Source organism: Bradyrhizobium sp. CB82, from assembly GCF_029714405.1.
GTDB lineage: Bacteria > Pseudomonadota > Alphaproteobacteria > Rhizobiales > Xanthobacteraceae > Bradyrhizobium.
The window spans coordinates 8484892-8505456 of the sequence record NZ_CP121650.1; the positions used below are offsets into that span (position 1 = coordinate 8484892).

Annotated in this window: 24 protein-coding genes and 4 pseudogenes; 14 read left to right on the forward strand and 14 right to left on the reverse strand. The window is 61.0% G+C overall.

Translation table 11 applies throughout. The features are described 5' to 3' along the window. Window positions 1–13 precede the first annotated feature (13 nt). Complete coding sequence (locus tag QA640_RS40200; protein ID WP_283038141.1) at window positions 14–214, reverse strand: hypothetical protein; 201 nt, start codon at window positions 212–214, stop codon at window positions 14–16. Between the two features lie 183 nt (window positions 215–397). Between QA640_RS40200 and QA640_RS40205 the strand changes: the two genes are divergently transcribed. From QA640_RS40205 to QA640_RS40215, 3 genes are all read left to right on the forward strand, one after another. After that, window positions 398–940 carry a hypothetical protein gene (locus tag QA640_RS40205; RefSeq protein WP_283038142.1) on the forward strand — a complete coding sequence of 181 codons (543 nt, stop codon included), beginning with the start codon at window positions 398–400 and terminating at the stop codon, window positions 938–940. A gap of 4 nt (window positions 941–944) precedes the next feature. After that, window positions 945–1772, forward strand: a complete 828-nt coding sequence (locus tag QA640_RS40210; RefSeq protein ID WP_283038143.1) for a metallophosphoesterase — start codon at window positions 945–947, stop codon at window positions 1770–1772. A gap of 178 nt (window positions 1773–1950) precedes the next feature. Further along, complete coding sequence (locus tag QA640_RS40215; protein ID WP_283038144.1) at window positions 1951–2265, forward strand: hypothetical protein; 315 nt, start codon at window positions 1951–1953, stop codon at window positions 2263–2265. A gap of 56 nt (window positions 2266–2321) precedes the next feature. On the opposite strand, the gene QA640_RS40220 is transcribed toward QA640_RS40215, so the two are convergent. From QA640_RS40220 to QA640_RS40235, 3 genes are all read right to left on the reverse strand, one after another. Next, window positions 2322–2591 (reverse strand): hypothetical protein, encoded by a 270-nt coding sequence (locus QA640_RS40220; RefSeq protein ID WP_283043137.1) that lies wholly within the window; start codon window positions 2589–2591, stop codon window positions 2322–2324. A gap of 157 nt (window positions 2592–2748) precedes the next feature. Then, window positions 2749–3291 (reverse strand): tyrosine-type recombinase/integrase, encoded by a 543-nt coding sequence (locus QA640_RS40230; protein ID WP_283038145.1) that lies wholly within the window; start codon window positions 3289–3291, stop codon window positions 2749–2751. A 4-nt stretch (window positions 3292–3295) separates the two neighbouring features. Continuing rightward, on the reverse strand, window positions 3296–3589 hold the full coding sequence (locus QA640_RS40235; protein ID WP_283038146.1) for a hypothetical protein: 294 nt from the start codon (window positions 3587–3589) through the stop codon (window positions 3296–3298). Window positions 3590–4033: 444 nt separating this feature from the next. Here QA640_RS40235 and QA640_RS40240 point away from each other — a divergent pair, with 444 nt between their 5' ends. Next, entirely contained in the window at window positions 4034–4354 is a 321-nt protein-coding gene (locus QA640_RS40240) for a hypothetical protein (protein WP_283038147.1), read from the forward strand. Window positions 4355–4775: 421 nt separating this feature from the next. Here QA640_RS40240 and QA640_RS40245 read toward each other — a convergent pair whose 3' ends face one another. After that, window positions 4776–5033 (reverse strand): hypothetical protein, encoded by a 258-nt coding sequence (locus QA640_RS40245; RefSeq protein WP_283038148.1) that lies wholly within the window; start codon window positions 5031–5033, stop codon window positions 4776–4778. A 791-nt stretch (window positions 5034–5824) separates the two neighbouring features. Next, window positions 5825–6058: pseudogene (locus QA640_RS40250) on the reverse strand (transposase); the annotation flags it as partial. A 607-nt stretch (window positions 6059–6665) separates the two neighbouring features. Here QA640_RS40250 and QA640_RS40255 point away from each other — a divergent pair. Further along, entirely contained in the window at window positions 6666–7352 is a 687-nt protein-coding gene (locus QA640_RS40255; protein ID WP_283038149.1) for a hypothetical protein, read from the forward strand. Window positions 7353–8522: 1170 nt separating this feature from the next. Here QA640_RS40255 and QA640_RS40260 read toward each other — a convergent pair. Both QA640_RS40260 and QA640_RS40265 read right to left on the reverse strand, forming a co-directional pair. After that, window positions 8523–8678, reverse strand: a pseudogene (locus tag QA640_RS40260) (transposase); the annotation flags it as partial. Between the two features lie 191 nt (window positions 8679–8869). Next, a pseudogene (locus QA640_RS40265) lies at window positions 8870–9687 on the reverse strand (IS256 family transposase); the annotation flags it as partial. A 100-nt stretch (window positions 9688–9787) separates the two neighbouring features. Between QA640_RS40265 and QA640_RS40270 the strand changes: the two are divergent. The 4 genes from QA640_RS40270 to QA640_RS40285 all read left to right on the forward strand — a co-directional run bounded on the left by QA640_RS40270 (window position 9788) and on the right by QA640_RS40285 (window position 12462). Further along, complete coding sequence (locus tag QA640_RS40270; protein ID WP_283038150.1) at window positions 9788–10570, forward strand: SAM-dependent methyltransferase; 783 nt, start codon at window positions 9788–9790, stop codon at window positions 10568–10570. Beyond that, a complete protein-coding gene (locus QA640_RS40275) occupies window positions 10567–10788 on the forward strand; it encodes a hypothetical protein (RefSeq protein ID WP_283038151.1) in 222 nt (73 codons plus the stop codon). Before QA640_RS40270 ends, QA640_RS40275 begins: the two co-directional genes overlap by 4 nt. Continuing rightward, window positions 10785–11942: a hypothetical protein gene (locus QA640_RS40280; protein ID WP_283038152.1), complete on the forward strand. Its 1158-nt coding sequence runs from the start codon at window positions 10785–10787 to the stop codon at window positions 11940–11942. Before QA640_RS40275 ends, QA640_RS40280 begins: the two co-directional genes overlap by 4 nt. Before the next feature lie 292 nt (window positions 11943–12234). Then, window positions 12235–12462 carry a hypothetical protein gene (locus QA640_RS40285; protein ID WP_283043138.1) on the forward strand — a complete coding sequence of 76 codons (228 nt, stop codon included), beginning with the start codon at window positions 12235–12237 and terminating at the stop codon, window positions 12460–12462. Between the two features lie 45 nt (window positions 12463–12507). Here the strand turns inward: QA640_RS40285 and QA640_RS40290 are convergent. Continuing rightward, window positions 12508–12697: pseudogene (locus QA640_RS40290) on the reverse strand (DNA-directed RNA polymerase subunit alpha C-terminal domain-containing protein); the annotation flags it as partial. A gap of 28 nt (window positions 12698–12725) precedes the next feature. Between QA640_RS40290 and QA640_RS40295 the strand changes: the two are divergent. The 4 genes from QA640_RS40295 (at window position 12726) to QA640_RS40310 (ending at window position 15931) form a co-directional block, all read left to right on the forward strand. Next, the gene (locus QA640_RS40295; protein ID WP_283038153.1) at window positions 12726–13046 is read left to right on the forward strand and encodes a lyase family protein; all 321 of its coding nucleotides are present in this window, start codon (window positions 12726–12728) and stop codon (window positions 13044–13046) included. Window position 13047: 1 nt separating this feature from the next. Further along, window positions 13048–13374 carry a hypothetical protein gene (locus QA640_RS40300; RefSeq protein WP_283043037.1) on the forward strand — a complete coding sequence of 109 codons (327 nt, stop codon included), beginning with the start codon at window positions 13048–13050 and terminating at the stop codon, window positions 13372–13374. A 507-nt stretch (window positions 13375–13881) separates the two neighbouring features. After that, on the forward strand, window positions 13882–14550 hold the full coding sequence (locus QA640_RS40305; RefSeq protein WP_283038154.1) for a hypothetical protein: 669 nt from the start codon (window positions 13882–13884) through the stop codon (window positions 14548–14550). A gap of 37 nt (window positions 14551–14587) precedes the next feature. Further along, window positions 14588–15931, forward strand: coding sequence for a hypothetical protein (locus QA640_RS40310; RefSeq protein WP_283038155.1), 1344 nt, complete (start codon window positions 14588–14590; stop codon window positions 15929–15931). 8 nt (window positions 15932–15939) lie between these two features. Here the strand turns inward: QA640_RS40310 and QA640_RS40315 are convergent, their stop codons facing one another. From QA640_RS40315 to QA640_RS40330, 4 genes are all read right to left on the reverse strand, one after another. Further along, window positions 15940–16635 (reverse strand): hypothetical protein, encoded by a 696-nt coding sequence (locus QA640_RS40315; protein WP_283038156.1) that lies wholly within the window; start codon window positions 16633–16635, stop codon window positions 15940–15942. Continuing rightward, a complete protein-coding gene (locus tag QA640_RS40320) occupies window positions 16632–18230 on the reverse strand; it encodes an adenylosuccinate synthetase (protein ID WP_283038157.1) in 1599 nt (532 codons plus the stop codon). Before QA640_RS40320 ends, QA640_RS40315 begins: the two co-directional genes overlap by 4 nt. A gap of 230 nt (window positions 18231–18460) precedes the next feature. Further along, window positions 18461–18925 (reverse strand): Abi family protein, encoded by a 465-nt coding sequence (locus QA640_RS40325; protein WP_283038158.1) that lies wholly within the window; start codon window positions 18923–18925, stop codon window positions 18461–18463. A gap of 635 nt (window positions 18926–19560) precedes the next feature. Further along, window positions 19561–19851, reverse strand: coding sequence for a hypothetical protein (locus QA640_RS40330; protein ID WP_283038159.1), 291 nt, complete (start codon window positions 19849–19851; stop codon window positions 19561–19563). Between the two features lie 64 nt (window positions 19852–19915). On the opposite strand from QA640_RS40330, the gene QA640_RS40335 reads away from it, so the two are divergent. Next, window positions 19916–20080 carry a hypothetical protein gene (locus tag QA640_RS40335; protein WP_283038160.1) on the forward strand — a complete coding sequence of 55 codons (165 nt, stop codon included), beginning with the start codon at window positions 19916–19918 and terminating at the stop codon, window positions 20078–20080. Window positions 20081–20221: 141 nt separating this feature from the next. On the opposite strand, the gene QA640_RS40340 is transcribed toward QA640_RS40335, so the two are convergent. After that, complete coding sequence (locus QA640_RS40340; protein ID WP_283038161.1) at window positions 20222–20356, reverse strand: hypothetical protein; 135 nt, start codon at window positions 20354–20356, stop codon at window positions 20222–20224. Between the last annotated feature and the right edge of the window lie 209 nt (window positions 20357–20565).

Consider the following 20565-nt stretch of genomic DNA (forward strand, 5'->3'; position numbering starts at 1 on the left):
AAACGGAGGAGTTTCAGGGTGTTCTCCTTGATTTCTTCCGCTTCAGGAACTCTCGGGCCGCCTGCTCCATCACGTCCCAGGCAGCCCGATGTTCGTCGATGGCGACTTGCTTGATGTCCGCGATGACGTCCTTGTCCATCATCGCGATGAACGTAACCCGATGCCCAATCGGGGTCCTTTTGCCTCGTTTCGGCGCCTTCTTTTTGCCGACCATCCAACATCCGTTGCGCGAGGTGCGCTCCGAACCATAAGCGCCACCGGCCACTCACCAAACCTTCGGGGACGCCTTCTTATATAAGAAGCCACACCTTTTTATATAAGAAGGCGAGGCTAAAGCGCTTGACTTCAGCTTGGCTTCCTGATCTGAATGTTCTCGTTTTGTTCGGTTGAGGTTGGTATGTCGAGCGCGGTTCGGAGCTTTAGGGTCGAGCTGATCGAGACCTACCCCGCCCTCTTCCAGCAACCGGCCGACTACCTAGGGGCGGCCCAGGGCTTCGTCGAATGCGACGCGGGCTGGCACGCCGTGCTCGACAGGCTGTTCGTTCGGATCCGGATCGCGGTCCAGGCCGACGGCGGCCCTTTCAAGTTCAGCCAGATCAAGGAAAAGTACGGGAGACTTCAGCTCTACTGGACCGGCGAGGTTTTCGCCGGCGACAGATGTTCAGATCAAGGAAGCCATCGTGCTGGCCGAGATGCGCAGCGCCGTGACCGCAAGATCTGCGGCGATGAAGGCCGCCTCCACGGCGGCGCCTGGCTGACGGCCCGCTGCGCGGCGCAGGCGGAGGGACGCCCGGCGGTCGGGCCCCGCGTCGGCTTCGACAATATGCACATCGTACGGCACTTCGTAGACGGCAAGAGCCACGTCACCTGCCGCCGGTACGACCGGGAGACTGACTTCTTCCTGTCGGTCGACCCTGCCTCCGTCGGGATCGAGGAGTAGCGCCGTGCGCATTTGGACCATGTCCGACGTACACGTCGAACTGACGCACGGATGGGACCTGCCGTCCGGAGAGGCGCGTCCACATTTCGACGTCTTTGTCGTAGCAGGCGACCTGGTCACGAGGGCCGAACGCGGCGTTCGGTGGTTGTTGGAGCGCGTGCCAGACCGGCCCGTCATCTACGTCATGGGCAACCATGAAGCCTACGGGGGCGACGTCGATCGCACGCACGAGAAGGCCAAGGCCGCGGCCGCCGGAACCAATGTGCACGCGCTAGAGAACGAGGCTGTCCGGATCGACGGCGTGACCTTCGTGTGCTGCACGCTGTGGACCGATTTCGCCTTGCTCGGCGATCCGCGGCGCGCGATGGCCGTCGCCGCCCGCAAGATGAACGACTTTCGGAAGATCCGGACCTCCCGGTATGTCGAGCGCTTCCGGCCGATCCACGCCCTCGCCAAGCATCAGCATTCGCGCGCGTTCCTGGAAACCGAGCTCCGCAAGCCGCGCGGCAGCGACGAGAAGCTGGTGGTGGTGACGCATCACGCGCCGCATCCGGGCGATCTGGCCCCGTCAGACCCGCTGACCTCGGACGAGATCCTGAGCGCGGCGTACCGCTCCGACCTCACCGCGCTGATGTCGCTGGCACCCGACGACGGACGGGGCGCGCTGCGACCGCCGAACCTCTGGATCTACGGCCACACCCACGAATCCCTCGACTTATTGGTCGGGGAGACGCGGGTGGTCTCGAACGCGAAGGGCTACGGCCCGTGGCCTGGCCAGCCGCGCACCTGGGACAACGAGAACTTCAACCAGAACCTCGTCATCGAAATCTAAAGAGAGGCGGCCATGGACGATACGGACAACCAGAAACACATCGAGGCCAGCCGCGGCCAGGCCCGTGACTATTGAGGTCCCCTACATGAAGAAATCCAAGCGTCGATCCAATCCGCCTATCGCCTCCCGAGTGGAACCGAAGCGACTCCTCGACCACCACTGTCTGCCGCCTAGCACCGTGCTGATCAACCACGTCTGCGATAGAGAGCTCGGCCCATTCAGGGATGCCCGAACAACAGACAAGATCGAGGGCAACTGCTACCTGGATGATCCGGAGGCCGAAAACGTCCGGCAGCTGCCGGAAGCGCAGCGGCAGTTGGTCGCGACCGCCGTCCAAGCCGCGCTCGACGCCATCTTGTCGGAGAAAGCGAGTCAGCCGACGCTCCCCGATCAGCCGGGCGGCACGGTGGTCCAGGTGACCGGCGATGCGATCCTGGCGATTTTCGACGCCCGCCGGCCGAGTCGCCGCCCGCGGAAGACGCGATCGCGCTGATCGTCACAATCGAACTCGCGCCGGGGCGCGCGGGGCTGCCGGACTTGAAGCGGCGTTCAAAAAGCGCTTTTCCGGTACGACATTCGGATTTGATCGATCGCACCCAGTATCAGGGCGTCCGCATCGATGACCAGCTTGCTCTCGGTGCCTTGCAACGCGACGTTGTCCACATTCTTGCATGACACTACTTCGACGACCGCTGGAAACCCGATGATCAGCTCCTGCCCTACAAGCGCAGGATGAACGAACTGCATCCGGATTTCACGGACCGGCTGGATGCTGCGGTCCTGCAGAAAGCCGAAGCCATCCGCCAATGCGACGAACATGGCTGGATGCGGGATCGCGGCGCCCCCCTTGCCCGCGAGCGTGCCCTCGCCATTTCCCGCCTTATCCGCCGCCGGGCCTCTCTCCGGATGATGCCATCAGAGAAAGTCGTGATGTCCTAGATCCGGCGACACCCCTCCGGAGTGCCTGCCCGAGGATTCATACCGTTAGACGAACAAGCCACCGCCCGCGAACCGCGCCTCCTGTACCGTCGGGTTGTGCGAACGACTCGATCTTTTTTGGATCTGCAAAGCCATCGACCCGGTCAGCCCAATGCTGCATCAGCCTGGCGCGCGAGCCGATCAATGCCAGCGGCCCGTGCCGCCTGTAAATCGCCCTTACCGAGCAACTATCGAGATGCGCCAGCTGTAATTCGATGACATCACTGTCCCATGCCTTCGCTTCGTTGAATTCCTCATGATGGCAAAGGGTTGAGAACGTCGTGCGGAAGCCATGGGCGCAATGTTCGGTCTTAGTGTCGATGCCGAGAGCGCGCAACCGATGACAGAGGGTCGCGTTAGACGACGGCGCGTCTTTGGCGCAAGCGAACACGTAGCGCCGATGACCATTGATCTGTTGCACGCGCCGCAGGATTGCGAGAGCTTGGCGCCACAGCGGGATCACATGGTCCCATCCGGCTTTCATCTTCGCCGCCCGGATGGTCCAGCGGTTGGCATCCCAATCGATTTCGGTCCATTCCATCTCGTTAATCATGCCGGGCGAGGAATAGTAAATGCATCGAACCGAAGGGCATCACCGACCACGTCGCCAAATCTGGCGGCATGATTAGCCTGAAAAGACGAACCACATCCTGCGGGTCAGTGACGCCGGGCCGTGGTGTCGAGACGTTGGGAGCGAGTTGCTTCTTGCAGGCACGGAACGGATTGTAGCCATCGCCGTCGAGGTCGGCGTAGTCGCAGACTTGTTCACCGATACTGTGGACTCGGTCACGTGTTTCTAACCTGCCTTCACTCTGCATCGTCCGAAAAAAGGCGAGCACGTGATATCCTGCCGGTAGAGCTTGCCGAAATGACTCTTAAGATAACCGGCCCTGCAATGGTTTGGGGACTGCGCATGGCGACAACTCTGCCGCGCTTGATCTTCTCGGTCCTCTTCTCAGTAAGCCATTCCGAAGGGACGTTCCGCCGCATAACGATGCCGTGCGAATTGCTTATCGATCGAGAGAACGGCCCGCGATTCTTGTGCTAGTAAAGCCTTTGCGCCGTCCCGCTGTGAGCGCCCCCTAGCGAGCGAGATGGCGCGGTCGTCGCCGTAAGGCCCAACTGAGTCCGACTTGCGCCTGCGGTGAAAGCGATAAGCCATCCGCCAGAGTTTGCGTGCCATCCGCGTAATATTACCTTCTTATTCCGATAAGTCGCCACGAACGTTTGTTCTTCCGGTACGAAGATATACAAGATGCCAACAAATCGGATGGCGGGATCAAATGAGACAAACAGCGACGAGCAGCGATGTTCGCGAAAGCGCCCCGTTTTTCGAGGGGCTCACCGTCTCGAATAGTGTCATTCTTGGCCCCACGCAAAGGCTCAGCAGTCGACAATCGACCGAGCGATCGGAAAAACGTCAACCGAACGATGCTTGTTCTAATATAGGACTTCATGAATGTGATGAGGAGATTGTTAGCTTCGCGAAAATCATCATCGATGTGAATTCAGTTTGTGCCTGTGCTCTTTCGCGCAAGGTATCAATGGGCATCAATGGGAAGACGCTCAGCTCCGGCGAAGGCGTATCGTTTTCCTCCCTGTAGACGGTCAGATCATTGCCGCGCCACTTCCGACAGATTCCTGATCTTGGTCCACCTTCCCTCGCCGCAAAAGACAGGCGGTCATCCATACGCAGCCGACTGCGACCAGCAGTCCATGTGCAACGCGGAGGTGCTGCGAGCCGAAAAATTGCGGAATGTACCAAGGACATTCCGACGGCGAAGGGAATGCCGCACGGCTTCGGGTAGCGACAGGAGCGCCAAAGCGCCGTTCCAGTCGCAATAGCAGAGGCGGCGAGGAGCAGCAAACCGGCAAGAAACATGACAAGACCGGGGCCGGAGCGGATGACCTCTACTAGGCCCAGCAGAGCGTCATTGTGTAGCCGCCGCGCTTCCTGGCCCAGCGCGTGAAGACCATAGGTTTCGCCGCCATAGAACGGCAGCGTAAACCCCGCGCCGATCAGGCTCAGGACGATGGCGACAAGAGCAGGCGTTCAGCCGAAGTGCCGCGAAGAGAGCGTTGCAGCCCGAGCAAACCCAGCGGCAACAAGCTAAACGCAGCAATGGCAAGCATGTGCGAAGCCAACCATGCCGCTGATCCGAACGCCGCGCCCCCCAGCAATGACCTCTCGTCGGAGAACGGGCGAAGGGCCCGGTAGATCGCGAACAGCCCCCCGGAAATGACAAGAGCGCCGGCGCTGAAGCGGATATCGTTCCCAACCATCGGTTCCTCTCTCTAATGCACCGCCGGATACCACAACGCGGCACTAAACTGGGTTACCAATGTTAGCGGGACGCCAACTTTTGATCGGATGATCGCTAGAAGCGCAGCGCGCTTCGGCGCTGCTCTTTGCCTACATTCTCAGCGACAACTTCGTATGGTCGATCAAGCGAAGCGGATTCTGGTCGAAGTGACGGGAGCCAGAATATCTTCTCGCGAGCCAGCGACTTCATCTAATCCGTCGGAGTATTCGCAAGGCCGGCTCCTTCCCCACTCCTTGCGCGTAATGCGCTCGCTGGAGTGCAGCAGCGTTCGGGAAGAGGCAACATTGCGAAGGCTCGTGAACGAACTTCAACCCTCGCCCTGCACACTAACTAGCTAGGTCAGCACGCAGCTTTTCATCTTTTTTCGTAACAAAGCGCATTGTTTCGACGCACCGCGACCGCCACTACGTGATGAAGGCACCAAAACACACTCAAAGATCTCAACGGTTTCAATTATGCAATATATTAGAGCTCGAACTTCTGGGAGCATTGCATGAAGAACAGCGCCGTAACATGCAGTGACTGTGGTGCTGGCTTTCAGCGGCTCGAACTTGACTCCCTGCCTAGCACCAAAGGCGAATATCTCTGTCCGGCCGGCGAAGAAGTTTTGGAGACTTTCAACGGGGACGGAGCTCTTGTCGTCTATCGTTTGACTATTGAGCCATGCGCGAGAGCAGCTCGTCTGTAGCCTAATTGGCCTGCGGCGAGACCGAAGTTTGGACCACTCAGACCTAGAGTTTTGCGCCTCTGTCACGTTGGCGGGCTGGTTGCGCCGACGTGGGTGTGCAGCAAAATCGGCGGTCGATTGCCGATCGACCCATGGAGTTATTCTTCATTGTAGTATCTGCGCCAAGTCTCCACTTTTTGCTGGGCGTCCGCAAGGGACAGGAACCAGTGGGCGTTGAGGCATTCGGCCCGGAAGCGGCCGTTGAAGGCCTCAATGAACGCGTTGTCGGTCGGCTTGCCGGGCCGCGAGAAGTGCACGTCGGAATATCTGAGCTGCAAATGCGCCCGCACGAGGAATATGGCTGCAAGCCCGCAGAGTTTAAGCGACAACAGGTCCGAATCAATGAGACGTCCGCTCCCGCTGATCTTTACACTTACCGCCGTGGGGGCCGTGCAGGTCGCCTAATCGCCGAAAGCCACCTAGGCGATTGGTCGAGCGATGACATCGGGGGGGATTGTCGAGATCACAGGCATAGTCATCACGCCGCGCATATATCATGAGCCGGGCTACAACTGTGATATCCGCTCAGTGCAGCAACAGAGCGAAGCGACGCCCCGGTCGTCTGGTCTATGCGCTGTTCTGGCGAGGGACCAGAGCACCCTCAATTAGTCCGCGAGGTTGGGGCGCTGAGGAAGATAAACAAAAACAGCGTTCTCGCCATTGCTGACGTGAGTGGCGCGACGTTCCACTCGATCCCTCTCTTGCGACGACCAAAACCATAGAGGCCAAGGAAGATTCGATTTTTGCGAGCGGCGCCACTATACTCGTCCTCCAACGTCTGGAAGCTGAATTCACGCTCTGATGACGCCGAGCTGATGAGGAGGCAGCATAATGTCTAAGACGCGGTCGAGCCCGAGGGGCCTGATGACAAGCCGAACAGAGCAAGGTCCGACCTTCAACCTCCTGACCGGGGAAGGGTGGAAGGGTTTCCAAGATGCTGCACAAAACCCGCTTATGTCGTTCATTACGACCGCCGGAAGCCAGGGTGAGCAGGTCATCACATTCGGCCCGAACTGGCTCGAATTGTGCCGCAGAAATCTCGCCACTTTTGAAGAGATCGCACGTGCAGAAGGGGCCGAGGAAAACTGGCGACAGAACCCCACGATGAGGAATTCGGACCAACTCGATCGCGTCTTGCTCGCATCGGAGATGCTGGACAATACACTCAGTGCGAAACGAGCCCTAGAAAGGCTGGTTGGCGAAATCGATTGCGAGCGTGTGAAGCTTCTAGCCTATGAAGCGATGTACGAACTCACCGCGCTTGCGGCGAACTATCACGCCTGGACGGTGGTCGATAACGAACCATCCATCGTTGCTCGCAATCAATCTGTCGAAGGCGCCAGGCGCGGAGGCCTCAAGAAAGCTCAAAGCACGCGCGACCGCGATTTGAAAATCGCCCGCCAGTTTGAAGCCGAGAGGGGCGGGAAACTCAGTGATACGGCTCTAAAGCGCAAGATCGGCAGGAAATACCGACTAGGACGGACGGCCATCTCCGACGCAATTAGACGCGCGCAAAAAAATGGTCGCCGAGCGGGGCAGACCGACCGATAGACCGTCTATGACCCCGATAACGCCGGTCGCTGCTCTGGCCGGTTCTAAACGGAGGTCAAAATATGGAAAAGCCACGTACTCCCGATGCGCGTCGCGGATATCGCCGATCGCGACGCCGCTATTGCACCGTTCACAACCCGGTATGGCGCCGTCGACATTCGCAGGGTCGTGTGCCGAGATGCACGAGGGCTGCCGCAACGCGGACGCAGTGCCGTCCTCGACAGCACTTTTGCTTTGCTCGCCGTCGTTGAGGAGGCACATATACAATAACCGTGAGGCCGCTTGAGTGTCGCGGTATCTCGTGCTCAGATGCCCGGCGAATGGCCGAGTACTGGCACCACGCTTTCGTAAGGCCGCAAATGAAAAACCCCGACACGAGTGCCGGGGTTTTTCTTTGCCCTTATGCAGATCAGGACTTTCTATCGCGCCTTTATCCCCTGCGTCTGCACGCTCACTCCTGCGGGGAGGCAGCCTGTCTCACACGGGTTGCTTATGCGATACGGTTCTCTCTGCCGACCAGAACGGTAAACAGGCTTTTTCGGGAGGAGTCTATGAACTTCTTAATCAGAAGCCACATGCTGCACCTCCTTTCTCCTGACGCTGGTTGATACCAGAGCCGGCCCGCTAAATAGGGCAGGAGACCAACATTCGCAAGATGCGGCCGGGGGGCCTGCGAAGCGGTTGCTTTGCAGTCCAGCCCCGCTATTTGCGGCCGTCGGGCTCGCCGGCCCTGGATCGTGTCCCAGAGCATGGTGTAACTGGCGGTGGGGCACCGCGTTCGCCGGCGAGAGCCGGGCTGGTCAGCTGGCGATAGCCGGAAGGCTGACGGTGGGATCATCGCTCAACGGCGCGATGGTTTCCAGAATCTCCGCCAGATCTACACCACCATCGGGAAAGATGGCAACCCGATTATCGAGATCGAGGCGGCCGACCTAGTAGATCAGGCCGAAGAGTGCTCTCGTCTCTTCCTGCTGATGTCCGCGCGACAGTTACGGAAGATGCGCCGCAAGTCCTTCGCATAGTCGAATACCGTCCCTCAGCATCGCTGGCCGCCACGCAGGCCAGCACTAAGATTCTGCTGGCCAGTATTGAAAAGTACACTTTGGCCACGACCGAGGTCCGATGACCGCAACTCAATTCAGGAACGCTCTGGATCGCCTCGGGCTGTCGCAGAGTCATGTAGCGGGCACGCTGGACGGCCCATTCATCGTTCTGTTCGAGCAAGATCGCGCCGATCAGGCGCACGATGGCGTCCTCATTGGGGAAGATGCCGACCACCTCCGTTCGCCGCTTGATCTCGCCATTGAGACGCTCGATCGGGTTGGTAACCGGTATGAGATGCTCGGTGCCAATGTTCCGCCGCGGTGTTCTACCTCGTGGCGTATGGTACGACCATCGGGACAGAGGCACCGGGAGCACGAAGTGCGGGCAGGCCGATGCACACGATGAGCCGAGAGCTCGAGTTAGTAGCTGGCCGCCTCTGCGACTCGCCCGGTTGCGCCGCGAGCGAATCCGTAGTGCTGAGCCGGGAACGTCATGTAGGCGAGCACATCAGTCTCGGCTTCGTCCAGAAAGGCTGCGAACTTGGGCAGCTTGGGACGAAGCTGATCTGCAACACGGCGCCACTGGGCCTTTGCTGCCTCGGCATCGTCCTGGGCGAAGGCGGTGGCGATGAAGGCGGAGACGACGCGCCGCCCGCTCTTGCCAGCATGCGTCAGCGCGTTGCGCATGAAGTGGACGCGGCAGCGCTGCCAGGTGGCGTTGAGCACCTTGCTAACGGCGGCCTTGATGCCCTCGTGGGCGTCGGAGACGACCAGCTTGACGCCACGCAGGCCGCGGCGGGCGAGCTTGCGCAGGAATGCCGTCCAGAACGTCTCGGCTTCGGAGGGACCAATATCCGTGCCGAGAACTTCGCGCCGGCCGTCACTGTTGACGCCGACCGCGACAATCACCGCAACCTCGAGACGATGCGGCCATTCTGGCGCACCTTTACGTAAGTGGCGTCGATCCACAGATGCGGCCAGTCGCCCTCGATCGGGCGGCCGAGGAACGCCTTCACTTTGTCGTCGATCTCGCCGCACAGCCGGCTCACCTGGCTCTTGGAGATGCCGCTCATCCCCATCGCCTGCACCAGATCGTCCACCGAACGGGTCGAGACGCCTTGCACATAGGCCTCCTGGACCACGGCGGTGAGCGCCTTCTCGGCCATGCGGCGCGGCTCCAGAAAGCCCGGGAAGTAGGAGCCCTTGCGCAGCTTGGGAATGCGCAGTTCGACGGTGCCGGCGCGGGTCTCCCAGACCCGGTCGCGGTAGCCGTTGCGCTGGGCCAGACGCTCCCCGCTTCCCAATTTTCCCGGGCGGGAGTAGCGGATGGTGAAGGAACTGGGATAAAATGGGCCTGTGATACAAAGCTGTCCACCTCCGCCTGGCCATCCGTTGATCGAAGCCGCCGATCTTTACCTCATCGGATGCGGCATCTTGCCGGCGCGAGACGTCACGATAGAAGCGCTCTCGATCTTGAGTCAGGTGGTTTCATACACAACGCTGCCAAGCCCTAATCTCCGGTCGTTTCTTGAAAGCAACCGGTTGGACTTTGTCAACATCGAGCATCTCTACGAAACAGGGAAAGAGCGATCGAAGATCTACGCCGATGTCGCTGCCCATGTTTTGGAAAAGGCGGCCAGGGAGCGGCCGATCGCGTATTTGACCTACGGGCATCCGATGTATCTCGACGAGCCCGTTCGTTTGATGTTGGCCGGCGCAGCGGCAAGCGGCCTGCGCACGCGCGTCGTACCCGGTGTTTCCTTCGTCGATTCCGTCATCGCGCGATTGCCACTTGTGGTCGGGCCGGCCGGATTCCAAGTCATCTCGGCGGACCCGTTGGTCGAAGGAACGGCCTCAATCGATCCGTCGCGGCCGACCCTCGTCGCGCAAATTGGCAGCTTTCGAATGCCCACCGCGAACGGCGAGCGAGCGTTGGCGCCTGCACTGTTGGCGCCGCTGATGGACCGGCTGCTGGGACAGTATCCCGCTGACCATCGCATCACCTTTTGCGACCTCGATGAGAGCGGCGCGGAGCCGCTATTCCTGACCGTTCCGCTTTGTGCTTGGAGCCTGGCGGCGGATGGGGTAAATTACGCGACAACAATGTACATTCCGCCGATCGATCCCGCCAATAGCGGCCGCGACACGGCTTTTGAAACGGAACGTTTACCATGACCACCGGCCCACTTGAGCGCGTGCTCGCCAGAGCGAAAGAATTGCTGCTGACGGCGCCCGACGATTGCGCCAGTGAAATCAGGTCAATGCCGGAATTCACGCAGCTGTCATCAGCCGAGCAGTCGGCTGTCGTGCAGTTGCCTGTGCGCGAGATCGCCGGCTTCCTGGCGACCGCTGACACCAGGCGTATGGCGTCACGGAAGGCAGCACAGGCTTGACGCAGACGGGTGAGCCCGAACAGGACTCACCGTTGCCGTACCGCGAGGTCTTCGCGGCGGCGCTTCTGCCGTTCTTCTACGACCCCAACATTCATGAGTTCGAGGGCTATGAGAGTAAGCCGCCCTTCAAGCGCGTAAAGCCGAAAAAAGAGACGGCCGAACGAGAGAAGGCCGGGGCAGAGACCGCCGAAGCAGAAATGCCCGACTGGGTCGGGGATTTCGTCGCTGCGAGAGACAACATCTACAAGGCTCAGCCAGCCTGGCGCAAGGTTGCTCAGTTTAGCATCGAGGTGACGATCGAAAAATTCGATCTCTATAAAAACCCTGAAAAGTATCCGCAATTCACGATTCGGAATCTCCGCTTCCAGGCAATCTTTTCGCTCTTCCCAGGGACGGGTGTTGGCACGATCGCCTTCTGGCTGAAAATTGGGTCCGTTCAGGCCCACGACGCGCTGCAAGCGGTAGACCTCTTCAAGCTGACCGACCCCGCGGCGGGTTACGGCTGTCTGAAGGTGGCCGACGAGTCGGAGCCCTTTGAGCAGGTCTCGGAACTTGCGCGATTTTACCGGGACAAGTTCAAGGAAGTATATCCGGGCCTATTCACTGACCCGCCCGAGCCCCTCGCCGCCAATCGCTATGTGCGACGATGGAATCAGACCTATAGGCAAGTCTCGAATCGAGCGGCCGCATTTTGGGCCAAATTTGAAACAGCATATCCAGACCTCGTCCTCGACCTCAGGGGACCAGCTCGAAAAACCGATAGACAAGACCCGTCTTTCTCCTACCCTTTCCTGTACGTTTCTTCCGTAGCGAACACGAACAATGCAAGCGACCTCCGAGAGGGCAAAAGAGGGCGGGAGATCGTGTCGATCAACAACCGGTACTGGCTTTTCGATCAGACCGTTGCCGATTTTGAGGTCGAACGGGCATTCGAGGCCAACCTGCTGCAATACGACTATGGAGTGATCCTGGTCTCGCGTGCGAGCACGGTTGAAATCCACGCGGAGATGCCGTTCTCGAAGCCCGAGCCCGGAAAGACGGTAAAATCGTCGATCCTCGGCGACCTCTTCCAGCTGATGCTTTTGGCTGAAGTCCCAGTCATGCAGCTTGTTTTCTCTGCAGCACGTGAATCTGACACTCGGAAACGATCTTGAGAACGTTCGGACGGAGCTTCGCCCGGGGAATTGGCGTACTCCGCTTGCGGTTGCCGCGATTGCGTTGGCGGCTCTCCTCGTTGCAACGGTCGTAATTTCCATTGCCGCACCGAGTTCTGCGCTCACCCCGGGTTCCGCGCCTGCCCCGATACCTTGGCCGCGAACACTTATATTTTGGGCGGGGAAGCTTTTGGAGGAGTGCGCTTCTATCTTCTTCTGGCTGTCAATCTCGGTGGTCGCTTACAGGTTCGCGGAACCGGTGCGGCAGAATTTGCTACAGAAGCGAAGGTTCATGAACTTGATCAGCCGCTTCGGCACCGTGTGGGTTGCCGGTGAAGTGATCTATGGACGATTCAACGATGCCTACCAAAGCGCATTTCCGATCGCTCAGCTGACCAAGAGTTACGAACAGAAGCAATCCACGCTCGACTCGTTGCTTGAGTCGGGGTTTCGTCTGTTCGTTGCAGTCGTAGGTCCGCTGGTCGCGCTGTTTACTGCGATTCTTCGGTATGCTCCGTAGGAGACGATGGGGCCGCGAGCACTCTGGGCCTGCGGTCCAAGTCCTGCCGAGATGTAGGCCGAATGCTGCGAGAAGCTCCTTGATCTCGTTCAGCGACTTCCGCCAGAAATTTGGGCGTGCGCAGCATCTCGGCTTCCGACTTCTGCACCAGTTCTCCGACGTAGTTGATCCCGTCATTTGTCAGGCAGTTCGCCGACCGCACGGACAATTCAAGTTCGTCCACGCCCTCCAGCAGCTTGACGGCTTGCTTCGACAAAGCCGCGATGTCTGGTGACGGCCAGTCCGGGACGGCCAAGCCGAGATGCAGCCCGACCTGGGCCAGGATCTACTGCGGCGTCCTGCACAACCTCGCTACCGACGTATGGACCTACATCTCCGTGGGCTACTTCATTGCCGTCGTCGGCGCGACAGGATCGTCGACGATGCCGCACAAGATCAACCCCATCCGCTTCGAGAACGCAGAGGCGAACTTCGAGATTTCGGGCGCGCTGTTCGGCACGCTCGCGCAGACGCTGGTCACCTCGCGCCTCCGACTCCTCGACGCAGCGCAATATCGGCGTCACGTTCGGACACTCGCTGCTTGACCTGTACAACCTGCAGCGCGGGCTCGGCGAGATCTTCGTCGCGGAGGACGTGCTCGCTGCCGACCTCGAGGCGAATTGGGAGGTGCTCGCGGAGGCGATTCAGACGGTCGTCCGCGCCGAGATCGTCGCCGGTCGCTCGCGCATCGCCGACCCATACGCCCTGCTGAGGAACCTGACCCGCGGTCGTCGCGTAGGCACGGCCGAGTTGGCGGAGTTCGTACGCGGTCTCGACATCGGGGACGACGCGAAAGCTCGCCTCCTGGCCCTCACGCCCGCGACCTACACCGGATTGGCGTCCGCCAGCGTCGACGAACTCGGACGGACCTAGCCCGGGCCCTCGCGCAGCCCGATCGAGCCCCGGCTTACCGATCGCCTTCCACGGCTTCGTAGCCTCAGGATCTGCGGCCTCGGCCTTTCGTCTTCCGCGAACGATCTAGGGAGGACAGCGCCTGCTGAAGCAAATGCAACAATTCTGTTGCAAATGCAACGTCGATCGGCGGCCTGTCGCCGCTCCCCAGACGATCCAAACCCTGCCCGATCAGCTTCGCGCTCGCATCAGTCACGGGGTGTCCGGCCAAAGCCCTGGTGACCAACGAGTGGTTTAGGTCCAGCCGGCGCGCGACTTCCCTCCTGCTCCATTGAGGATGCTCGCCGGCAAACTCCTGGAGCCGCTCGACGGCGGAGTGATCGACCTTTCCTCGGGGCATAGACCGCATTTCGAGAGGAGGGGAGAACGTCTCCATTTGCGACATTTTTGTTTTATATGCAACAAGCATTGCTGTAGGCTGCGGACGATGGCGCTGCGTTGCGCGCCGAATTATATTGATAGGGTCCGATGTCCTGGAAGAAAAGCGCGATGGTCGCAGTCAAGGTCGAAGTGGGACCGTCGATCATGCTCCATAGCGGTGCATGGTTCGATTTCGCCTCGCCGCACACCAGCGGCTTCACGGCCGAAGACATCGCCCACGGACTCGCGCACATCTGCCGGTATTCCGGCCAATGCAGCCGGTTCTACTCGGTGGCCGAACACAGCCTGCTGGTGAGCGACGTCGCCGAAGGATTCGAATTCGAAGCGCTCCTGCACGATGCGGCCGAGGCCTTTATCGGCGACATCACGCGCCCGCTCAAGCAGATGCTTCCCGACTTCAAGCGGATCGAAGCCGCGGTCCAGGATGCCGTCCTGAAGCGGTTCGGCATCGCGCCCCCTCTTCCTCCTCAGATCAAGGAAGCCGACCTGCGGGTGCTCGCGGCCGAGCAAAGGCAGATTATGCCGCCGGGGACGGACGGCTGGCTCGCCGGGTTGACCATACAGCCGGCCCCGATCTTGGTCCGGCACCTTCAACCGGAAACCGCGAAGCGGATGTGGCTCGATCGGTTCGAGACCCTGCGGCGAGAGAGGATTGTCAAGGGACAATCCCAGGTACCGGTGAAAGGCGGTGATATTTCTTCGGAACGGCTGGAGCGCGCGGCCGTTTGCGCCTTTATGCCGAAGCAGGATGCGTAACAGGGCCGGGTCGATGTCATTGCGTAAGGACGTTTCGTTGGACGAGCTCGCCCGGGTCGGGAATGTCGCGCAATTCGTGAGCTTCTCCCCCGATGCGAACCGACCGCGTCAGGAATTCTGCCGCGTCGCCGGGTTCGACGCGAACCACAAGTTCCCGACGTTGGCGGACGCGCTCCGCAGCCTGATCGCGCAAAGTCCCGAAGGGACGATAAATCTTCGCAGCTTCACGCCGGACAGTCCGAGAAGCCGCGACTTCCATTACGGGCTCTCCGATCTCACGCAGGTCGAGGCGCTGGTCCGACGCATGTCGGCCGAGGGTCTGTTCGTCATCGCGAACGAGACGGTCGACGTCTCCGATGGCGGCGTGTCCGGCGTAATCCAGGGCGGCGTGGCCGAGTTCGCCCCGGACGACACGCCGCGCTGCGTCGAAAAGGGCGGCACGGCGTCCCTCCCGCTGGACTGGGCTCTCGCCCTGATCGAGACGGTGTACGGCATCCCGGTGGAAACGGTCGACGCCGGTCGCGGGCGGCTCGAGTTCAGCATTCATCCCAAGCCACGTGGCTGGCGGCGAACGCACACCTTAATGTGGGAATACGAAGGATCGGACAGCGCGCCCGCCATGGCGGCCGTCAGATGGCCGAACCGCTTCAGCCGATTGATCGGCGACAAGACATTCGGTCTGTTGATCGCCCACGTCATGGGCCTGCCTGCCCCCCGCACGACCTGCATTTCGCGGCGCATCGCGCCGTTCACGTTCGGCGAAGCGACCTCGTCGAAGGAAGTGTGGACGCGCACATGCCCGCGCGAACAGGAGCCCGGCAGATTCACCACCGTCAAGGGCTGGCTCGATCCGTTCCGCCTGCTCAACGCGGAAGACCCGAGCGGCGAAGCCATCTCGGCGATTCTCTCTCAGGCCGCAGTTCCTGCTTCCTTCGCCGGCGCGGCCATCACGGATGCGCGTGGTGAGGTCGTGGTCGAAGGTGCCGCGGGGGAAGGCGATCGCTTCATGCTCGGCCAGAAGGTGCCGGAACGCCTGCCCCGAAACATCGTGGGCGATGTCGAGGCGATTTATCGCCGGACGAAGGAGCGGCTCGGGCCGGTGCGGTTCGAGTGGGTCCACGACGGCAAGCGCGTCTGGATCGTCCAACTTCACAAGGGCGCCACGGACAGCGCAGCGTCTACGCTCGTTCCGGGCGAAGCCGACCGCTGGGAGACGTTCGACGTGTCGAACGGACTGGAAGAACTGCGCAGTCTGCTGCATCGCCTGCCGTCGGGTGTCGGCGTCCGCATCTGCGGCGAGGTCGGCTTGACGTCACATGTGGCCGATCTGCTGCGCAAGCATCGGCGCCCTGCTCGTCTGACCGAGAGCTCGGCGGCGTAGGTCGCCGTCTACGGTCCCTCGGCCGGATCGCTGCCTTTGCGCCGCCACAGCGCTTTCTTCTCGCCTTTGAAGACGCGATGCGCCGCCAGAGCGTGAGCTTCGATGTCAGGCACGCCGCCCATCACGGTCAACTCGACTACCGCGTCCTTGATCGGCTTCTTCAACTTCTTGCGGCGCTCATCGAAGGGAAAGTCGGCGATGGGCATGAACGTGCTGCGGCCCCTCGGGACCGGATTGTAGATCGTGGCGCCGCTGTTGATAGGACTGAGCGTGATGACGTCGCGATGCGCGGCGACCAGGCTCTCCGTATCCAGCGTGATGACGGTCTGCGGTTTGTCGCGATAGGCCCGTGCACCGAGGAGCCCTTGAAGGCGATCCTTGGAGAGCCAGAAGAACACCCGCGCGTTCAACGTTTCGAACCACTCTTCGGGCGTCGTGCCGTCCGTCAGGCACTTCTCCAGCGCGGAGCGGGTCATCGGCTTCTGGTCGCGGACCACGGCCGCCGGCAACCCGTCCCGCGATATCTTGACCGATTCCGGTCGGCGTTCGGATTCCAGCTTACGCCGTTCCTCGCCCTGGAGTTCATAGAGGTCGAGCAGCGCTGTCGTCGACAACAGACCGTGGCGGGCGACCGACTTCCAACTGGCGTCTTCCGCCATGTGGTAGAGACGCGGATAGTTCTTCAGCAGATCTTCTTCCGTCACCGCCAATCCCTTCGATCGATGACGCCAAACTTGGCGAACCGCGTCGATATCAGCGACACGGGTGCGTTCGCAACCGCCTCGACGGAAGCGATGAATCGGTGTGTTTCGGCCGTGAGCTGATCGAAGGACTGGGCCTTGCGGTTGTCGACGCTGATGTAGTCCGAGAACGACAATGCAACGTCGGTCGCTCCGTTGAGGACCGACGAACGACGAAGCTGCTCCCAGTCGAACTCGGCGATCCGTCGCTGATTTCCCGAGACGGATCCGACTTCGGTTTTCAGGATATCGTCCAAAGGCACGCCGGACCGCCTGGAAACGGTTTCGAAATCGATCTCGATTCCCATCGGACCCGACTCGCCGCCGACCCGGATCGGATATCGTCTCATGACCATGACGACGCGACGCACGCGCGACGGAGCTATGCCGGCGTCCGCCAGACAGCCGGCCGTAGTGGTCTCGCGCGCTGTGACGTGCGGATAGTGTCCGTGATGGATGCTGAGCCCGGTGCCTTGGGTGCCTTCGAGCATCACGCGCGTTCCCGAGGAATACGCCTTCTCGAGTTCCCGGCCGACCGAGCCGACGAACGGCAACAGGTCGGGATGATGTTTCGCCAACCGAACCGGGCCGCCCAACATCGGCTCCTTACTTCGATTCAATATCTTACGCGCCAACGCAGATCCGGCGCCCTGTTTCGTTGATCCGATCGTTCCCAGACCACCCTCGCGGCTTTCGAACGCGACGTCGGCCTCCTCTATCACCATGGCCTGCTCGTCGATGACGATGCGACGCGCCGCGTCGCATTCGGCGATCTCGCGGAGAATGCGCGTGGGCGAAATCGTCGAACCGGCCGCGATCAGTATCTTCGCATCCGGATTGGACCGGGTGCCGGACGGCAACTGTCTGTAGTTGTACCTGGGATCCGCGACCTGGTGGCCGGCATTGGGGCCGCCGACCCGCACCAGGATGCCGTATTCCATAGCGATATGAGCGCAGATGTGCCCCTTGCCTTCGCTACCGTACTGGCCGCTCACGATCGCGTCGACGAGCGGAACGGCGGCACCCGGGAAGAGCGCGAGTCCCGCCACGGCCAGAGCAAGCAGAGATGCAGGCTCGCGGTCGCGATTTTCGACCACCCTGTCGGCCGTGGCATCCAGCGACCAAACGCCGGCTTCGGTCGGATCAGCTCTGACCTGGTCGTACGTCATGCCGGTGTCGGCGACAGAACCGCGGTCTTCGTAGCGCTTCTTGACCACCTCGAACGGTGCCCTGACATGCACGTGGACGAGCCGATCGCCGTATGTCTCGCGGAGGTGCGCGACCTGCGGGGCGGTCCTGACCGCATCAATCAGGATCACGTCCTTCCCTTCGTGCTCGGCGACATATCGAGCGATGCCGTCGCGGACCCATCTTCCGTCGGTGTCCACGTCCAACCGCTTGCTTGCCTCGAGCAGCGCATCGCGTTCGTTCGGACACCCCTCGTCCAACAACAACGTTCGCGTGGAAATCCGGTGGGAACTGAATCTACGAAGCAGCTCGTCGGCCAAGGCCGACTTTCCGACCGCAACCGGTCCCGAAATCGCAATAATGTAACGCACGCATAAACCTCTGATTGAAATGCCTCCTCGCGCAAGGTAAGTGTTGCGTGCTGCCCTTGTCTACACCGAACCGATCTTTCCGACGAAGTATCAAGGGATCCTCGCGGCCGAAGCCGCCCGCGGCAGCGGTGCGCCGCGGTACCCCCGAGCTGGTGGACCGCAGCATGCAGAACCGATTTGGACGGCCAAACGGACTTCGCCGCCCTCGGCCCCATGCGCGCCCGATCAGATCAGCTTTTCCAGATCGCGCGCGTCTTCCAATCTCGAGGAAACCCCATCTTATCGATGGGAGTGTCGGGAAACTCGTCGATCAGGTCCTTCAACCTCTGAGCCCAGTTCGATGGTCCCGAGCATTTGTTGAGCATGATCTTGAGGCTTACTGCCTGGGCGTACGTCCGGTCGTTCGGATTCAAGTCGTCATCGTACTGCCTGATCGTCGTGGGCTTCAGCGTGTACACGCGATTCCAGATGCGGCTGTGATGCGCGCAGAGGTTTCGCAAGTAGGAGAGCGAAAGGCACCATGACTTCAGTGCAGGCTCTTGAAGTCCGATCAGCCACGCGACCGACTTCGAATTCGCCAAGTTGAGGTTTCTGACCAAGTTCGCGAGGCTACCGAAAGATATCGCTTCGACGATCATCCACGACGGCGGCATGTCGGGCACGTCGTAGCTCTCATAGTAGTGAGCGATGTGCACGGCCCTCTTCCGGGATCGGAATGTCCGATCTCGTCCTTCAGCTTCTGCAGAAGCTCTGCATGGTTCGTCGAAGCAGCAAAATGCTTCGGATCCAGAAACCAGTGAGAGTCATGCTTGATCCCAAGGGACTCGGTGAGGGCCGAGCGGATCGCGACCTCGATGCGATCGATTGCGTCGAGGAAGATAACGCGAAGCTTGCGGTCAAAGGAGTAGAGAGTCGCGATCTGATCGAACGTGGTTCCAGCGTCGAACCTGTGTGTTCCGTCCGTCGATTGGAACGGCCGCATATACGCGGACAGTCGGTAATAGCCTATATGTCTGAGCGACATCTGGGCCGCTGCTCGGTCCGGAATCGTCAGACCACGGCCTTCCAATAGGGCCAATTGGTCGGGCACCGACAGCGCCGGCTTCGTAAACGTTCGCGACTGTCTGGACAAAAGAAAACCCCCCTGGTGCGCATCGTTGAGAGGCGTGGGGGGTGTTGATGCGTTTTACTTACTGATTCCATCGAATGTAGTCAAGCCGTCCCACAACTCGAGGTTAACATATTGTGGCGACACGCTGCAACCCGCCTAAACCCCTCAATCCACTTGGATTTTCCGCGGCTTCGCTGCGGTGCCAGACTACCTCGCGCTTCAACGGATGGCCGCTTCCGGTCTAGACTGTACGAACGGAAGGATCCCGGGTCTGGCCAGCATATGCCGGCGGCCGGCAGCGCGCCGACAGCTCCTCAACGCCATGGCGGCGAGATCGACGAAGGTGTCGTCGCTGACGGACCGGCCGGCTTGTGCCGCCTGGATCGCCGCCGCGACGACAGCCGTCGACGGCACGCCGAGACTGCGGCCGGCGATCATCAACGCCCCGCAGCGATCGATGCGACCGGCGTCGACGAGCTCTCGGAGCGCCGGGACCAGCGGAACTTCCAAGTGACCATCTTGCTGGGGCCACGCCTGCTCGGGCAAGCGCCCTCCGGGGAAGCCGTGGAGCCGAATGTCGAAGATCTCCGAGGGCGGCACCGAGGCCGGCATCGACGACGAGATCGAAGTTCGAACCAGCCGCGGCGCGCCGAGCCGCGAGATCGTCGATGCCGACGAGCGCCAGCCCGGGGCTCGTCCGCCGAGAGCTTGGTGCCATCGACGAACCTGCTTTCGATGACCGTGGTGCCGAAGCCACTCGCCTCCGCCCACGTCGCCGCGTTGCGGGCCTTCTTACGGCCGATCCAGTCTGGCCCGGTCAACAACTGGATGGCGAGATTGCCGACCTCGGACTTGTCCGCGTCCTGAAGAAACAGGGAGATCATGCCCGGAGAAGTCCAATCGTCCACACCGCGGCCTGACCGAAATTGCCGAGCCCCAAAATCCAGTACGCCGCGGGCAAGTAGGCGAGATCGATGCCGGCAGCGTCTTCGCAGCCCGGCGACAACGCCGACAATCTCGAAGTCCTGCGACAGGCGAGCTTGTCGCCGAGCACGACACTGCGGAAGACCTCGCCGATGCCATGGCGGCCGCCATCACGCCGCCAATTTCGTTGCCGCCCCGAGGCGGATCGGCCAACGCCTCGATGCCGACGAGGCCTGCCCAGCCATCGGCCCTGCATAGCGCCCCGCCCTGCAAGCGCCGGCGCTCGGTACCGACGTGTAA

Excerpts from the sequence above, each read along its gene's own strand:
- QA640_RS40240 (WP_283038147.1), top strand. The coding sequence starts at position 4,034 with ATGAGACAAACAGCGACGAGCAGCGATGTTCGCGAAAGCGCCCCGTTT.
- QA640_RS40285 (WP_283043138.1), top strand. The coding sequence starts at position 12,235 with ATGAACTTGATCAGCCGCTTCGGCACCGTGTGGGTTGCCGGTGAAGTG.
- QA640_RS40220 (WP_283043137.1), bottom strand. The coding sequence starts at position 2,591 with ATGTTCGTCGCATTGGCGGATGGCTTCGGCTTTCTGCAGGACCGCAGC.
- QA640_RS40335 (WP_283038160.1), top strand. The coding sequence starts at position 19,916 with ATGTCGAAGATCTCCGAGGGCGGCACCGAGGCCGGCATCGACGACGAG.
- QA640_RS40205 (WP_283038142.1), top strand. The coding sequence starts at position 398 with ATGTCGAGCGCGGTTCGGAGCTTTAGGGTCGAGCTGATCGAGACCTAC.
- QA640_RS40230 (WP_283038145.1), bottom strand. The coding sequence starts at position 3,291 with ATGGAATGGACCGAAATCGATTGGGATGCCAACCGCTGGACCATCCGG.
- QA640_RS40305 (WP_283038154.1), top strand. The coding sequence starts at position 13,882 with ATGTCCTGGAAGAAAAGCGCGATGGTCGCAGTCAAGGTCGAAGTGGGA.
- QA640_RS40255 (WP_283038149.1), top strand. The coding sequence starts at position 6,666 with ATGACAAGCCGAACAGAGCAAGGTCCGACCTTCAACCTCCTGACCGGG.
- QA640_RS40200 (WP_283038141.1), bottom strand. The coding sequence starts at position 214 with ATGGTCGGCAAAAAGAAGGCGCCGAAACGAGGCAAAAGGACCCCGATT.
- QA640_RS40275 (WP_283038151.1), top strand. The coding sequence starts at position 10,567 with ATGACCACCGGCCCACTTGAGCGCGTGCTCGCCAGAGCGAAAGAATTG.
- QA640_RS40245 (WP_283038148.1), bottom strand. The coding sequence starts at position 5,033 with ATGGTTGGGAACGATATCCGCTTCAGCGCCGGCGCTCTTGTCATTTCC.
- QA640_RS40295 (WP_283038153.1), top strand. The coding sequence starts at position 12,726 with ATGTCTGGTGACGGCCAGTCCGGGACGGCCAAGCCGAGATGCAGCCCG.